Raw genomic sequence first — 14264 nt, 5'->3', positions numbered from 1 at the left:
GGCCTCACTGCTCCCAGATGGCGTCGGGGATCGGGATCTCGTCGAGCACAGCCACCTTGCCGCCCTTGACGGTGAAGGCGTACACCTTCGTCTTGAGCTGGCCCTCGGCGGTGAAGGAGACGTCGCCGAGGACGGTCCCGGTGAAGCTCTGGCCGTGGATGGCGGCCGCGACCTTTTCGCGGTCGGTGCCGCCGGCCTTCTCGACCGCTTTCGCCCACACGTCCACGCTTTCGGCCCCGAGCGCGGCGTATTTGTCGGGCAGCTGCCCGGTCTTCGCGGAGAAGGCCTTCACGAACTCGGTGTTGACCTGGTTGGCGTTGAAGGGCGCCACATCGGGGAAGTACAGGTCCGCCGACAGCAGCCCGTCGACCTTCGCGCCACCGGCCAGGCCGACGACCTTCGGCGACACCGTGCCCAGCGCGGCGAAATGGGGTGCCTTCATGCCGGATTCCGCGTACTGGTCCGCGAGCGCCGGCATGCCGGAGGACTCGGCGGCGTTGGCGGAGAAGACCACGTCGGGGCCGGCGCCGGCCAGCTGGGACAGCGGCACGCGGAAATCGGTTCCCGCGTAGTCGAACTTCTGCTGGCTGACCACCTGGATACCTTCGGCCTGCAGCTGCTTGCCGAGGAACGAGCCGGCGTCGTTGCCGTAGGCGTCGTTCTCCAGCAGCATCGCCACGCGCTTGGCCTTGAGATCCTTCGCGAGGTACTGGGCCGCGGCGTAGGCACCGGCCGCGTTGCCCGCGTTCATCCGCACCGCGTCGGGATCCGCGTGGCCGATGATCGACGCGTTCTGCGGGATCGAGGTGATGTTGAGGACGCCGCCGCGCACCAGTACCGGCTGGATGGCGAGCGTGACGGGGCTGTTCCAGCCGCCCATGACGACCGCGACCCCGTCGTTGACCATCGAGGTGGCGGCGCTGACCCCTGTGGCCGGGTCGCTCTTGTCGTCCTTCGAAACGATCTCCAGCTGCCTGCCGCTCACGCCCCCGGCCTTGTTGATCAGGTCCGCCTTGGTGGTGATCGCGTCGAGCACGTCCTTGCCGTTGGGGCCGGCGGGGCCGCTCAGCGGCACGATGACGCCGATCTTGATCGGACCGGACCCGCTGTCGCCCGCGCTGGGTGAGGACGAGCTCGCGCCCGTGTTCGCGCAGCCGGCCAGCAGGACCGCCAGGCCCAGAACGGGGAACAACCTTGTCCGTTTCACGCCAGCCTCCAGCTTCGACCTCGTTGTCGCCATACTTCAGCGTATGTCGAGCAGAAGGTATGTGGTGGATGATCTGACGTCAAGAGCCATCCAGTCGGAGTTTATGGCTCTACACAAGGAAAAGTGATCATGTTCGGCGGTTGACCGAGCGACATACGCTCGCGTATGTTTTGCCTCGGACATACGCCGGGGTAGGTCCCTCGGCACCCCTGTTCCCGACTGCGTTCCCCCAGTGAGGAGCCCCAGGTGGCCGACGACGACCAGGCGGTGCGCTACGACGTGGGCGACCACGTCGCGGTGATCACGATCGACCGTCCGTCCGCGCGCAACGCACTGAGCACCGACGTCCTGCTCGGGCTGTGCGCCGGGCTCGACCGCGCGGAAGCGGACGACGAGATCCGCGCCGTCGTGCTCACCGGCGGAGAGAAGATCTTCGCCTCCGGCGCCGACATCCGCGAGCTGCGCACCACCTCTCCCGCCGGCTACCTGCAATCGCAACGCCTCGCCGCGTGGGCGCGGTTCGGGCGTTTCCCCAAGCCTTCGGTCGCGGCCGTCGCCGGGTACGCGCTCGGCGGCGGCTGCGAACTGGCGATGTCGTGCGATTTCATCGTCGCTGCCGACTCGGCGACGTTCGGCCAGCCGGAGATCCGGCTCGGCATCCTGCCCGGCGCGGGCGGCACCCAGCGGTGGGCCCGCGTGGCCGGCCGCTTCCGCGCGGCGGAGCTCGTGCTCACGGCGCGCACGGTCGATGCCTGGACTGCTCGCGACTACGGGATGGTGGCCCGGGTCGTGCCCGCGGAGCGGGTCGTCGCGGCCGGTGTCGCGCTGGCCGGCGAGGTCGCGGCGTTCGGCCCGATCGCCACGCGCCTGTCGAAGGCGGCCGTGCGCGCGTCGGAGGAGCTGCCGCTGGCCGGCGGACTGGACCACGAACGGGCGCTGCTCGGCACCCTTCTGTCCACAGAGGACCATTTCGAGGGAATCGACGCCTTTCTGGAGAGGCGCTCGGCGCGCTTCACCGGACGATGAGGAGGCCGGCACCGATGAGCGAGTTCGTGTTCGAGGACCCGGGTACGGGCGGACGGCTGGGCGACGAAGTCCGCACCGCGCTGGCCCACGAGATCCGGGGCTGGCGCCGGGCGACGCCCGGCGCGGTCCTGCTGCGAGTGCACGCCGACGCGTGGCACCACGCCCCGGAGGTGGCGTCGGCCCGGCTCGACCGCGACCGGGTCGACGCCGGGTACCAGTCGCTCGTCAAGGATCTGTTCGGCCTGGCGTGCCCGGTCGTCGTCGCGCTCGACGGCCGGGTGAGCGGGTTCGGGCTGGCGCTCGCGCTCGCCGCCGACGTCCGCGTCGCCACCGGGCGTACGACCCTGGCGGTCGGTGACCTCAACGCCGCCGCACTGCTCGGGGGCACGGGGTGGCTGCTCGGCCGCGCGTCGGGCACGGGAACGTTCGCCCAGCTCGCTTGGACCGGCGAGACGCTGTCGGCGGAAGAAGGTTTCCGGCGTGGCCTGGTGAGCCCGGGTGACGCCGAGGCGGCGCGAGCGCTGGCGCAGCGGCTCGCGGCCGACCCTGCGGGGTCGTCGGCCTTGAAACGAGCGCTGACCACACGCCAGCGCGGCGAGCTCGAAACGGTGCTGGACTACGAGGCCTGGCTGGCCGAGGTCGCCGCGGGCGGCGCCGGATGAGCGAGCTGCTGCCGCAACCGGCCTGGGCCACCGCGGCGGGCCAGGTCGCGCTGCCCGCAGCCGCCGCCGGCGCGATCGCCGACCGCCTGCTGATCGGCGAGATGATCGCCCGCTACGGCTGGGCCTACGACGAACGCGACCGCGCCGCCCTGGCGGCCTGCTTCACCCCCGACGGCGTGTGGCAGGGCGTGATCATGGGCCGCGACCACGTCGACCCGATCCACGGCGCCGACGCGATCGCCACCTGGCTCGCCGGCTTCTGGCCCGCCCAGACCGACCAGCGCCGGCACCTCTTCACCAACGTCGTGTCCGGCGAACCCACCGGCGGCGAGGTGGTGGCGCACGCGTACCTCCTTCTGCTGAGCAGCCACGACAGCACGACCACCCCGGTTTCCGCCGGTCCGTACCGCTTCACGATGCGCCGGACCGAGCGCGGGCTCTGGCGCATCGCGCGCCTCGAGGCGGGGTTCGACGCACCCTTCTGACGAGCGGGAAAGTCGTCACGGCACAAGGAAACACCGATCAAGGAACCACGACGGTCACCGCACTTGCGGCCCCTGCCCAGCTCCCGTCGCCATCACGGCCATCGACACTCACTGGACCTGGCAGGACGGCCAGCGCTTGACCACCGCCCCGTTCGAGATCGAAGGCGGCTCGATCGACGTGCCTCGGCGGCCGGGCTTGGGCGTGGAGCCGGATCCGGCGCAGGTGGAGCTCGCGCACGAGCTGTATCTGGAACACGGCCTCGGCCTGCGCGACGACGCGGTGGCGATGCGGTACCTGCGGTCGGGATGGCCGTTCGATCCGAAAAACCGTGCCTCGCGCCGCGCTGAGGTGTGCTGGGATGGACCGGTGCACATCGAGTTCACCCGCCGGTTTCTCCACAACCGCGAGGACGTCGTCGAGATAGTTCCGCGCATCGACGGCGTGCTGCTCACCGAGCTGATCGACGCGTTCGAGATCAGCGCCGGAATGCATCCGGCGGGCGACGCCTACGGAGGCCTGATCCCGGAGTTCTTCCGCTTCGGTCCGATGGACGAGCACTTCCACGGTCGGTCCACCCGTGCGATGGGACCGAAGACGCCGGTGCTCGGCTGCGAATGCGGCGAATGGGGCTGCTGGCCCCTCATGGCCGACATCACGGTGACCGACGACTTGGTGACTTGGCGCGACTTCGAACAGGCGCACCGCACCACCCGCGACTACACCGGCTTCGGTCCGTTCACCTTCACCCGCCAGGACTACGACGCGGCCCTCCGCGCGTTGACCACCGCAGTCGGCTCCGAAGTGGGCTGACTACGGAAGCCGGCCCCACGCCGAGATCATCGGGGAAGTCGCCAGGTCGAGGCGCCCCGAGGTGACGTTGGCGAGGTGGCGGTCGATGTCGGCGGCCGTGGCCAGGCCGGCGGTGAGCAGGCTGGCACGGATCTGGCGGACCGTCGCGGCTTCCAGGGCGGTGCAGGCCGGGGAGGTGATCGGGAAGTACGCGTCGGCGGTGACGTCGGCGAGGCCGGCTTCGCGCAGGACGCGCGGGAGGGTGCGGCCGTAGGCGAGGTCGGCGCCGCGCGAGGCGAGCAGCTCGCGGAAGGCCCGGCGGAGGCGGTTGGCCAGCGCCTCGTCCGGGCCGTGTTCGTCGAGGCAGATCAGGGGTTGCAGGGTCGGGTCGGCGTCTTCGAGCAGCAGGCGGCCGCCGGGGCGCAGGGCGTCGACCATGGTGCGCAGGGCGCGTTCGCGGTCGGGCACGTGGACCAGGACCAGGCGGGCGTGGACGAGGTCGAAGCCGCCGGGCGGGGGTGCGTCGAGGCCGATGTCGTGGCGGCGGATCTCCACGACGTCGCTCGCGGTGGTGGCGGCCCAGGAGGTGTCGAGGTCGGTGGCGAGCACGTGGCCGCCGGGGCCGACGCGGTCGGCGAGCCAGGTCACCACCGAGGGGCCACCGGCGCCGACTTCCCAGCACCGCCAGCCCGGGGCGACGCCGAGATCGTCGAAGTGCCGGAACGTCGACGCGTCGAAGAGCGAGCTGAGCGCGTCGAAGCGCGAGCCCGCTTCCGGTTGGGCGTTGTCGAGGAGGTAGCCCTCGTCCGGGGAGGTCATGGCGGTGATTCTGCAACACGCGACAGGCCGTAGACCCGTTCCGCCGTGCCACCGAACACCCAAGAGCGTTCGGCCGCCGTCAGGTGCGCGGTGAGGGCGTCGGCGGCGGAGTGGACCTGGCCGTAGGTGCCCGCGAGCAGGCACACCGGCCAGTCCGAGCCGTACATCAGCCGCGACGGGCCGAACGAGGCCAGCGCGACGTCGGCGTACGGGCGCAGGTCCGCGACTGTCCACTGTGGCCACGAGGCTTCCGTGACCAGGCCTGAGAGTTTGGCCACGACGTTCGGCTCACGCGCCAGCAAACGCAAGCGGGAAGCCCACGGCTCCACCTCCCCCGACGCGATCGGCGGCTTGCCCAGGTGGTCGAGCACGAAGGTCAGCTCCGGCACGGCCCGCACGGTGTCGAGCGCCGCGGTGAACTGGACCGGACGGATCAGCAGGTCGAACGTCAGGCCCGCGGCGGCGACGGCGCGCAGGCCGGCGCGGACGTCCGGCCGGCACAGCCACCGCGGGTCCGGTTCGGACTGCACGCCGTGGCGGAAGCCGACCAGCCGCGTGCCGCGGAAGCGGGTCAGGTCGAGCTCCGGCGTCGTCAGGTCGGCCCACCCGACGACGCCGGCCACCAGCGGATCCGACAGCGCCAGCAGCTGCTCGGTCTCCACCGCCGAGCCGAGGGCCTGCACGAGCACCGTGCGCGTGACCCGGGTGCCGAGCGTCGCCAGGCGCAGGTCGCGCACGGTGAACGGGCGGCGGACCGGCGCGAGCGCGGGCTGGTCGAGCCACGGCTGCGGGTGCGCCGCCGGGTGCCACAGGTGGTGGTGGGCGTCGACGTGGTTCAGAGCTCCTCCACGCGGAACGCCGTGCGGTAGGTGCGCGACTCCCCCGGCTGCAGCCACGTCATGCTGCCGTCCGCCCGCGCGGCAGCGTCGCCGCCCACGTGGTGCGTCGACGGTTCCAGCCCCACCGCGTAGTTGCCGGCCCGCAGGTTGAGCCACTCGAAGAAGCACGGGAACTCGTCTTGAGACCAGTGCACGCTCACGGCGAGACCCAGCCGCTCGTTGACGATCGCCGCGGTGCCGCTCATCAGCTCGTGTTCGTACACCTGCTCCACGAACCCGGGGATCGGCGCGGGGAACACCAGGTGGTCGGCCCCCTGCGAAGCCACGCTGTCCGACTGCCACACCGTGCGCTCGACCGGCGCGACGAACCGCGCGCCCTCGTCGAGCAGCGGCCAGCCGAGGTTGATGTGGTAGAGGAACATGTGCGGCATCGGCTCGAACGCCGGGTTGTGCACCGTATCGACCAGCCGGATCTCGTTGCCGCCCAGGTCGGCCTCGATCCGCCGCGTCAGCGTGAGGTTCTCGCCGAACACCGCCGCCTGCCGCACCTCCCCCTCGGCCCACAGCACGCAGCGGTCGCCCTCCCACGTCGAGCCGTAGCCGTGCAGGCGGGCTGGAATGTTGGCGACGCGGCCGTGCAACCCGTGCCGCACGGTCTCGCGCGGCGGGTAGCGGTAGCCCGCCGAATCGACCGAGCCGCCGAACAGCGTGTGGTCGAGGCCGCCCGTGACCAGCAATCCGGTGAACGACCGCAGCCACGACAAGCCGTCCTCGTCGGCGTGCTCGTGCAGGCCGGGGTGGCGCACGCCGGTGGGCGAGTTCCAGCCGAACGCGCGCCCCGCGTGCTCGGCCGCACCGAGGTCCATCGCCCGGTCGACGAGCACCTCGAACGCCAGCCCGCTGCCCGTGCGGAACTCCAGCGCCCGCACGTCGCGCTCGGCGCCGTCCGCGAGCGTCACCAGCCGCACTCCGCCCGCACCACCGCGAGCCGCCAGCTCGCGCCGGTCGTGCATTTGTCCGTAAAGGTCGGTCATGTCATCACCCAGCCACCGTTGACCTCGATCGTCTGCCCGGTCACGAACGACGCGTCCGGGCCCGTCAGGAACGCCACCACCGCGGCCAGCTCCTCGGGCCGGCCCCGCCGTTTGAGCGCTTGCCGCTCCAGCACGAACGCCCGGTACGCCTCCGGGTTTTCGTGGATCTCCTCCGCCGCAGTGGGAAACGCGCCTGGCGACACGCAGTTCACGCGGATCTCGTGCGGCCCCAGCTCCCGCGCGAGCGCCTTCGTCAACGCGGCCGCGGCGCCCTTCGTCGCCACGTACGCGGCGAGGTCGGGCCAGCCGCCGTGCATCGTGATCGACGCGATGTTCACGATCGCGCCGCCACCCGCGGCCACCATTGCGGGCACCACGGCCTGCGCGGCGACCCAGTACGCCCGCTGGTTCACGGCGTGGACCTCGTCGTACTCGGCGAGCTCCACCTCGACGAACGGCCGGCTCGGGTACACGGCCGCGTTGTTGACCAGCACCCCCACGGGTCCGAGCTCGACCGCCGTCCGCTCGACGGCGGCCCGCAGCGCGTCGGCGTCGCGCAAGTCCACGACGAGCGGCAGCACCTTCGACCCGGCCAGGCGCGCCGTCTCGGCCAGCGCGCCGGCGTCCCGGTCGAGCGCGGCGACGGACTCGCCCCGGGAAGCCAGCCGCAGCACGGTGGCGCGGCCGAGCGCACCGCCGGCGCCGGTGACGACTGCGGAGGTCATGCGTCCCTCCATTCCTGGTAACGGGCTACGAGGCGGTCGTGGACCCGTGCTTCACGCGCGGCGATTCCGTCGCGCAGAATCCGTGATGCCTCGGTCTGGAACCGGACGTAGCCCGGTTCCCGGGGCCGCACCCACGCCCGCGCCACAGTCTCGGCCGTGTCGTGGTGGAACCCGGGACGAGTCCACACGCGACGGTCGGCCGGCTGACCACCCTGTGCGGGAAACACTTCGGTCTGCACGTCCGGCGCGATGAGCCGCCGCACCACCGCCCGTGCCTCATCCGGAGGCGCCTGACGGGACACGGCGATCCCGGTGCCACCGAGCACGCTGCCGATCCCCGCCGGACCGGCCGGGGCGTCGTGAAAGGACAACAGCGGATAGCCGGTGTAGCCGTACACCAGAGGGCAGTACCGGACAGGGCCGTCGGTCATCGCCGCGACCACTCCGATCGGGTTCTGCCCCCACAATGAAGAATCCGCCGACGCCACCAGCTCGGCCATCACCTCGACGGCCCGCTCCCCCACCGACGCGTCAGTGAACGGCTCCGCACCGTAGGCCACACACAGCGCGAAGAACATCAGCAACGCGTGCGGCCCGCCGAGGCACGGCGTGACCCCGCCTTCGCGCGCCAGCGAAAGCACGTCGTCCCAGGTCTTCGGCTGGTCGGCGAACGTCGCCACCGACACCTGCGCGGCGGCGTCGATCGGCAACGCCCACGTCCGCCCGTCGAGCACGTAAGAGTCGTAGCTCGCCCCGATCGTCCCCGCCCGCCACGCGGCCAGCTCGGCCGCGTCCAGCAGCTCCTCCATCGGCACGAGGTGGCCGGCCGCCGCGCCGAGCCCCGGGTGGTCGACCACGAGCAGGTCGTACTTCGCCGCCAGCGCCGCGATCGGCGTGGACTCGAACCCCTCCAACGGCTGGCGATCCCACTCGACACCGCCCTCTCGACGGGCCAGCTCGTCCAGCGGGCCGTACCCGCGGGGGTGGTCCCACGTCAGCCCCTTCACGGCGCGAGCACCACCTTGTCGTCCACCAGCCCGGCGATCCGCTCCGGCGCGTACCCCAGTTCGCGCAGGATCTCGCCGCTGTGCTCGCCCGTCACCGGCGCGCCCCGGCGCACCGACGGCGGCGTCGCGCTGAACCCGTACGGAAAGCCCGGCGTGGTCACCGGCCCCTCGGTGGCGTGCTCGTAGCGCACGAACGAGCCGTTGTGGACGACCTGCGGATCTTCGAGCAGATCGGCGTAGGAGTACACCGGCCCGGCCCAGATCCCGGCCTCGTGCAGCCGCGCGAGCCAGTCGTCGGTCGAGCGCTGCGGCAGCCGCGCCCGCACCAGCGCCGTGATCTCGTCGCGCTTCGCGTGCCCGTCCACCTCGGTGTCCATCGTGGACAGTTCTGGCAGGTCCAGCGCGACGGCCAGCGCGGGCAGCGGCGGCATCGCCAACGCGAGGTGCCCGTCGGCCGTCTCGAAAACCCCGTACGGCGCCCTGATGTAGGTGTGCCCGTGCGCCTCGCTCCCCCGCCGCTGCGGCACGCCGCCGACGGTGAACACCGACAGCTCCTGCATCTGCACCGCGATCGCCGCGTCCAGCATGTTCACCGTCACCAGCTGGCCCTCACCGGTCCGCTCACGGTGCAGCAGCGCGGCCAGCGCGCCCTCGAACGCGCTGTAGGCCGTGATCGCGTCGATCGCGTACGTACCCGCCGGCAGCGGCGGATCGACAGCGCGTCCGACGCTGTACATCGCGCCGCTCATGGCCTGCAGCAACAGGTCCTGCCCCGGCCGCCGCGCATACGGCCCGCTCTCGCCGTAGCCGGAGATCGACACGTACACGACACCGGGGTTGATCTCGCGCACCGTCTCGTAGTCCAGCCCGAGCCGCTGGGCCACGCCCGGCCGGTAGTTCTGCAGCACGACGTCCGCGGTCGCGATCAGGTCGTGCACGGCCCGGCGCCCGGCCGGTGCCTTGAGGTCCACCGCGAGGCTGCGCTTGTTGCGGTTCAGCGACAGGAACGACGGGTTCACCGCCACCCCGGTCGCCCCACCCGCCGGGGCGTGGCGCTGCCACTCGCCGCCCGGCGGCTCGACCTTCACCACGTCCGCGCCGAGGTCGCCCAGCCGCATCGCGGCCAGCGGCCCGGCCATCGCGATCGACACGTCGACCACGCGGTACCCGTCCAGCACTCCCATCGTCACTCCCCTGTGAACCGCGGTTCGCGGCGCTGCGCGAAGGCCGCCCGGCCCTCGGCGGCGTCCGCTGTGGACAGACAGACCGTCTGCAGGTCCCGCTCGTAGCGGATGGCCTGCTCCAACGGCATCGAGTACGCCGCGCGCAGATTGGCCTTGGCCGTCTGCGCGGCGATCGGGGCCCGGGCCGCGATCCGCTCGGCGAGCGCAAACGCTTTCGCCGGCAGATCGGCGGGCTCGGTCACCTCGGTGACGAGGCCCCACGCCAGCGCCTGCGCCGCGGAGATCGGGTCACCCGTGAGCAGCATCGTCGCCGCGTTGCCCGGCCCGATGCTGTGCGCGAGCAGTGCCGACTGACCGCTGCCGCCGATCCAGCCGAGCTTGATCTCGGGTGCGGCGAAGGTCGCGGTCGAGGCGGCGAGCCGGATGTCACACGCCAAGGCCAGCTCCAGCCCACCCCCGAAAGCGAACCCGTTGACGGCCGCGATCACCGGCGTGCGCAAAGCGCGGATCGCGTCGCCGTAGTCGTCGCGGTTGCGGAACTCCCACGGCGTGGCGTAGCGGTCCAGCTCACCGACGTCGCTGCCCGCGCAGAACGCCTTGTCGCCCGCGCCGGTCAGCACGATCGCCCGCACGCCCGGGTCCGCGTCCAGCGCGGCGGCGTGGGTGCGCAGGGCGGCCGCCATCTCCGGCGTGATCGCGTTGCGCTTCGCCGGCCGGTTCAGCGTCAGCACCGCGACCCGGCCCGTGACCACACAGTCCACTTCGGACACACTTGCGCCGGACCCGCTGCCGTGTCTAGGTTCGCCTTCGGCCCCGGAACGGGCCGCAGAATCCCCACGAGGATCGAGGTCAGCCGTGCTCATCGTTCGTTTCCTTTCCCCGGGCGGAACCCACCCGGCCGTCGGCGTCCGCACCGCGGACACCGTCCTCGAGCTGCCGGTGACGTCCATCGGCGAGCTGCTCGCCGTGCCGCTGCCCGAGCTGCAGGACCTGTGCGCCGGCGCGGACGGCCCGGCGCACGACGCCGCCGACGTCCGGTTCCTGCCGCCCGTCGACCGGCGCACCGAGGTCTGGGCGGCGGGCGTGACCTACCAGCGCTCGCGCGAGGCGCGGATCACCGAAAGCGAGCGCGCCGCCGACGTCTACGACCTCGTGTACGAGGCCCCGCGGCCCGAGCTGTTCTTCAAGTCCGCCGCCTGGCGCGTGACCGGCGACGGCGAGTCCGTGGCCATCCGCACCGACTCCGGCATCGACGTGCCGGAGCCAGAGCTCGGGCTCGTGGTCAACTCCCGCGCCGAGGTCGTCGGGTACACGGTCGTCAACGACATGAGCTCGCGCAGCATCGAAGGCGTCAACCCGCTCTACCTCCCCCAGGCCAAGATCTACCTTGGCGGGTGCGCCGTCGGCCCCGGCATCCGGCCGGCCTGGGAGGTGGCCGACGCGACGAACCTCCCGATCGAGCTGGAGATCCACCGCGCCGGCGCCCTCGTGTGGTCCGGCGACACCAGCACCTCGTTGCTGCGCCGCACGTTCGACGAGCTGGTGGAGTACCTCTTCCGCGCCGACGTGTTCCCCGACGGCGTGGTGCTCGCCACCGGCACCGCGCTGGTGCCGGACCTGCCATTCACCCTCGCCGCCGGCGACCGGGTCGCGATCACCGTCGGTGAGGTCGGCACCCTGACGAGCACCGTGGTGTCCGGAAAGGACGAAGTGGCGAAGCTGCTCGAAGCCCGGTGAGCGGAGTGGGGGCCGGGATCGCCCGGCCCCCAGCGGGGTCACTTCGTGGGCGACACCGTGGCCGGCGGCCGCGGGTACGGGAACGCCGCGGTCACGCCGATCTTGTCGTACTGCATGCGTGAGGCGTCGAACCCGTCGGCCCAGTTGGCGTTGGTCACCGTGTTGCACTGGTAGCTCTGGTACTTGTCGTCGGTGACCTTGCCGACCTCGATGTCGGTGAACGAGAACCCGCAGCCGCCCGCGTCCATGTGCACGCCGCGGGTGCCGCTGTCCGGCATCGACGCGTCGGGGAGGACGTCGCCGATCACCACCTGGGATACGTAGTTGTCCAGCGTGTGCGGCTCGAAGTTGTCGACGCCGTAGGTGTAGAACGCACCCATGTCGCCGCTGTCGAGTCCGGCTTCCTGCAGGTTGAGGTACTTGAACGTGTTGTTCTGCGCGTAGTCGTCGGCCGCCTGCACCTCCGGGCGCGCCTCGAGGCTCACCGCGTACCGCGCGCTGTGGTCGATCACGCTGTAGCTGACCTCGTTGTGGCCGGTGTCCATGAGCTCGACGCCGGACGCGTCGCCGGGCACCAGCTCGCCGAAGTGGTGGATGTAGTTGTCGGTGAACAGGTGGTAGTTGGAAATGTCGCCTTCGCCGGGATAACCGCCTTCCACCTTGATCCCGTCGGCGCCGATGTGGTCGATGAGGCTGTCGGTCACGGAGAAGTGGTCGTCGGCGAAGAGCGCGTACACGGCTGTGAACCCGGTTTCGGAGATGTGCGCGTTCTTCAGCGTGACGTGCGACGTGTTGGTCACCCGCACCGCGCCGAAGCGGTCGCGCGGCATCTCGACCTGGCGGTCGTACTGCGGGTACTGGTGGATGTCACCCGAGTCGCCGTCGTTGATCCAGCCGTTGCGGTACCAGTCGACGTAGTCGGAGTACTGCACGCCGAGCCCGTCGAAGGTGAGGTCGTGCGCGCGGTGCTCGGGTGAGCTGCCGGCCACGTTCACCACGGTCTGCACGGTCGGGCGGATCACCGAGCTGTCGGTGGGCTTCTCGCCGTTCTTCGGCCAGTAGTAGACCTCGCCGTTCTTGTAGTCCACGTAGAACTCGCCGGGCTGGTCGAGGAAGTCGAGCGAGTTCTGCAGGAAGTACCGCGACCCGCCGCCGCTGTTGTGCAGGGCGTAGCGCGTGTTGTACTTCATCGTCAGCTGGTTCTTGGTGAAGTTGACGTCGAGGATCGGCACGGTGTCGGTGAACCAGCTCCAGCTGCCGCCCGACCAGATCGTCAGCGAGGCCTGCGAGAGGTCCCAGCTCGGGTCCCAGTCGCCGGGGTTGGACCAGAGCCAGTTGTGCACGGCCTCCTTGGAGATGTCCGGCAGCGCCGAAGTGAGGTACGGCGCCCACGTGTCCGGCGTCGCCCGGTTCGGGTAGCGGGCCACGGTGGCGCGCTCGCCGTTCTCGAACATCGTGTAGAACGGCTTCGTCTTGTCGAAGGCCGCCTTGTAGACGTTGCCCTGGTAGGGCTGCCAGCCCGTGATCGGCGCGCCGCCCAGCAGGCGCGCCTTGCCCGGGCCGTCGGCGCTGCGGTACACGACCTGGTGGCCTCCTGTGCCGGAATCGCCTTCGTCGAACGAAATCGTCTGCGTCACCGGGTAGTCGCCGGCGGCCAGGTTGACGTGGATGTCGCAGCGCATCTGCTTGTCCGAGTTCCAGCCGTGGCCGCTGATCTCGTCACGCGCGTGCTGCACGGTCTTCCACGGGTGCTTGGCCGAGCCGTCCGCCTTGTCGTTGCCCTGCGTCGAGACGTAGAGCTCCTTCGGCGTGCACGAACCGTGCCCCTGGACGTCGGCGGAGGCGGACTGGACGGAGACGAACGCCGCCAGCAACACCACCCCCACCGAGACTCTCATCAGTTTCTTGCGCGTTCCACCGAACATGCGATCTCCTTCGCGGGGGGTGGGCAACGGATCTCTCTACTGGTGGCGGCGGTCCCGCCAGGCCTCGAACTCGGCGCGCGAGTCCGGGGTCAGCGGGTAGTAGTCGGAGAGGCGGGCGCCCTCTTCCAGCCGGGACCGGCTGAAGCGTTCCCACTCCTCGTGGTCACGGGCCGCCTCCATCACGTGCGGGGCCTTGAGCTTGGGCACGACCACGGCGCCGTCGTCGTCGGCGACGACGAGGTCACCGGGCAGCACCAGCACGCCGCCGCACGCGACGGGCACGTGGTAGGCCCACGGGAACAGCTCGGCCTGCGACGCGTAGTGCGGGGTCGTGCCGGTGCACCAGATCGGCACGCCGAGCTGCTCCACGCGGGGCGAGTCGCGGATCCGGCCGTCGACGACGATCCCGGCCCCGCCCTTGCGCTTGAAGTAGCGCACGAGCATGTCGCCGAAGCAGCCGGTGAACGCGCTGCCGTACGCCTGCACCACGAGCACGTCACCGGGCTGGATTTCCTCCAGCACGGCCCAAAGCGCGGTGCTGCGCTCCACGTACTCCTGCGCGACGCCGGAAGCGACGTCCTCGCGCTGCGGCATGAACTGCAGTGTCACGGCCCGGCCGACCACCTTCTGCCCGGTCGTGAGCGGCCGCGGCCCTTCCACGAACGTGCGGCGGATGCCCTGCTGGTGCAGCTTGGCGCACGCGGTGGCGGAGCTGACGGCCTCGAGCCCGCGCACCAGCGCGGGATCGGCCGGGCCCGGGTCCGCGCCGCGGACCGGGAGCTCCCACACCGGTGCCGGCGCTGTGTCGCCGTTGCGTTCCACTG

General features: G+C 71.3%; 15 protein-coding genes. 5 read left to right on the top strand and 10 right to left on the bottom strand.

The window, feature by feature from the left end:
- Positions 1-4: 4 nt before the first annotated feature.
- Positions 5-1207: an ABC transporter substrate-binding protein gene (locus AB0H62_RS22550; protein WP_360587929.1), complete on the bottom strand. Its 1203-nt coding sequence runs from the start codon at positions 1205-1207 to the stop codon at positions 5-7.
- A gap of 246 nt (positions 1208-1453) precedes the next feature.
- On the opposite strand from AB0H62_RS22550, the gene AB0H62_RS22545 reads away from it, so the two are divergent.
- The 4 genes from AB0H62_RS22545 (at position 1454) to AB0H62_RS22530 (ending at position 4191) form a co-directional block, all read left to right on the top strand.
- Complete coding sequence (locus AB0H62_RS22545) at positions 1454-2233, top strand: enoyl-CoA hydratase-related protein (protein ID WP_220239489.1); 780 nt, start codon at positions 1454-1456, stop codon at positions 2231-2233.
- Between the two features lie 14 nt (positions 2234-2247).
- Positions 2248-2895: an enoyl-CoA hydratase-related protein gene (locus AB0H62_RS22540; protein ID WP_220239488.1), complete on the top strand. Its 648-nt coding sequence runs from the start codon at positions 2248-2250 to the stop codon at positions 2893-2895.
- Positions 2892-3380, top strand: coding sequence for a nuclear transport factor 2 family protein (locus AB0H62_RS22535; protein ID WP_360587926.1), 489 nt, complete (start codon positions 2892-2894; stop codon positions 3378-3380). Before AB0H62_RS22540 ends, AB0H62_RS22535 begins: the two co-directional genes overlap by 4 nt.
- Before the next feature lie 136 nt (positions 3381-3516).
- Positions 3517-4191 (top strand): hypothetical protein, encoded by a 675-nt coding sequence (locus AB0H62_RS22530; RefSeq protein WP_255637835.1) that lies wholly within the window; start codon positions 3517-3519, stop codon positions 4189-4191.
- Here AB0H62_RS22530 and AB0H62_RS22525 read toward each other — a convergent pair whose 3' ends face one another.
- From AB0H62_RS22525 to AB0H62_RS22495, 7 genes are read right to left on the bottom strand one after another with little or no spacing between them, the layout of a single operon-like run.
- The gene (locus AB0H62_RS22525) at positions 4192-4989 is read right to left on the bottom strand and encodes a methyltransferase domain-containing protein (protein ID WP_220239486.1); all 798 of its coding nucleotides are present in this window, start codon (positions 4987-4989) and stop codon (positions 4192-4194) included.
- On the bottom strand, positions 4986-5885 hold the full coding sequence (locus AB0H62_RS22520; RefSeq protein ID WP_360587924.1) for an amidohydrolase family protein: 900 nt from the start codon (positions 5883-5885) through the stop codon (positions 4986-4988). The genes AB0H62_RS22525 and AB0H62_RS22520 overlap by 4 nt, the downstream gene beginning before the upstream one ends.
- Entirely contained in the window at positions 5825-6862 is a 1038-nt protein-coding gene (locus AB0H62_RS22515; protein ID WP_360587922.1) for an aldose 1-epimerase family protein, read from the bottom strand. Before AB0H62_RS22515 ends, AB0H62_RS22520 begins: the two co-directional genes overlap by 61 nt.
- Positions 6859-7587 carry an SDR family oxidoreductase gene (locus tag AB0H62_RS22510; RefSeq protein ID WP_360587920.1) on the bottom strand — a complete coding sequence of 243 codons (729 nt, stop codon included), beginning with the start codon at positions 7585-7587 and terminating at the stop codon, positions 6859-6861. The genes AB0H62_RS22515 and AB0H62_RS22510 overlap by 4 nt, the downstream gene beginning before the upstream one ends.
- Complete coding sequence (locus AB0H62_RS22505) at positions 7584-8594, bottom strand: hypothetical protein (protein WP_360587918.1); 1011 nt, start codon at positions 8592-8594, stop codon at positions 7584-7586. Before AB0H62_RS22505 ends, AB0H62_RS22510 begins: the two co-directional genes overlap by 4 nt.
- Positions 8591-9778: a CoA transferase gene (locus AB0H62_RS22500; protein ID WP_354874300.1), complete on the bottom strand. Its 1188-nt coding sequence runs from the start codon at positions 9776-9778 to the stop codon at positions 8591-8593. The genes AB0H62_RS22505 and AB0H62_RS22500 overlap by 4 nt, the downstream gene beginning before the upstream one ends.
- 2 nt (positions 9779-9780) lie before the next feature.
- On the bottom strand, positions 9781-10539 hold the full coding sequence (locus AB0H62_RS22495) for an enoyl-CoA hydratase-related protein (protein ID WP_220239481.1): 759 nt from the start codon (positions 10537-10539) through the stop codon (positions 9781-9783).
- Between the two features lie 94 nt (positions 10540-10633).
- On the opposite strand from AB0H62_RS22495, the gene AB0H62_RS22490 reads away from it, so the two are divergent.
- Positions 10634-11515 carry a fumarylacetoacetate hydrolase family protein gene (locus tag AB0H62_RS22490; RefSeq protein ID WP_360587915.1) on the top strand — a complete coding sequence of 294 codons (882 nt, stop codon included), beginning with the start codon at positions 10634-10636 and terminating at the stop codon, positions 11513-11515.
- Between the two features lie 38 nt (positions 11516-11553).
- Here AB0H62_RS22490 and AB0H62_RS22485 read toward each other — a convergent pair whose 3' ends face one another.
- Entirely contained in the window at positions 11554-13440 is a 1887-nt protein-coding gene (locus AB0H62_RS22485; RefSeq protein ID WP_360587913.1) for a right-handed parallel beta-helix repeat-containing protein, read from the bottom strand.
- 36 nt (positions 13441-13476) lie between these two features.
- Positions 13477-14262, bottom strand: coding sequence for a ribonuclease activity regulator RraA (locus AB0H62_RS22480; protein ID WP_255637834.1), 786 nt, complete (start codon positions 14260-14262; stop codon positions 13477-13479).
- Positions 14263-14264: the final 2 nt, after the last annotated feature.

The sequence above is a fragment of the Amycolatopsis sp. NPDC050768 genome (assembly GCF_040654155.1).
Classification (GTDB): Bacteria; Actinomycetota; Actinomycetes; order Mycobacteriales; family Pseudonocardiaceae; genus Amycolatopsis.
This window is presented reverse-complemented; position numbering and strand designations above follow the sequence as displayed.

Coding starts and splice junctions, on each gene's coding strand:
- AB0H62_RS22540 (WP_220239488.1), top strand. CDS start 2,248: ATGAGCGAGTTCGTGTTCGAGGACCCGGGTACGGGCGGACGGCTGGGC.
- AB0H62_RS22535 (WP_360587926.1), top strand. CDS start 2,892: ATGAGCGAGCTGCTGCCGCAACCGGCCTGGGCCACCGCGGCGGGCCAG.
- AB0H62_RS22525 (WP_220239486.1), bottom strand. CDS start 4,989: ATGACCTCCCCGGACGAGGGCTACCTCCTCGACAACGCCCAACCGGAA.
- AB0H62_RS22515 (WP_360587922.1), bottom strand. CDS start 6,862: ATGACCGACCTTTACGGACAAATGCACGACCGGCGCGAGCTGGCGGCT.
- AB0H62_RS22510 (WP_360587920.1), bottom strand. CDS start 7,587: ATGACCTCCGCAGTCGTCACCGGCGCCGGCGGTGCGCTCGGCCGCGCC.
- AB0H62_RS22500 (WP_354874300.1), bottom strand. CDS start 9,778: ATGGGAGTGCTGGACGGGTACCGCGTGGTCGACGTGTCGATCGCGATG.
- AB0H62_RS22485 (WP_360587913.1), bottom strand. CDS start 13,440: ATGTTCGGTGGAACGCGCAAGAAACTGATGAGAGTCTCGGTGGGGGTG.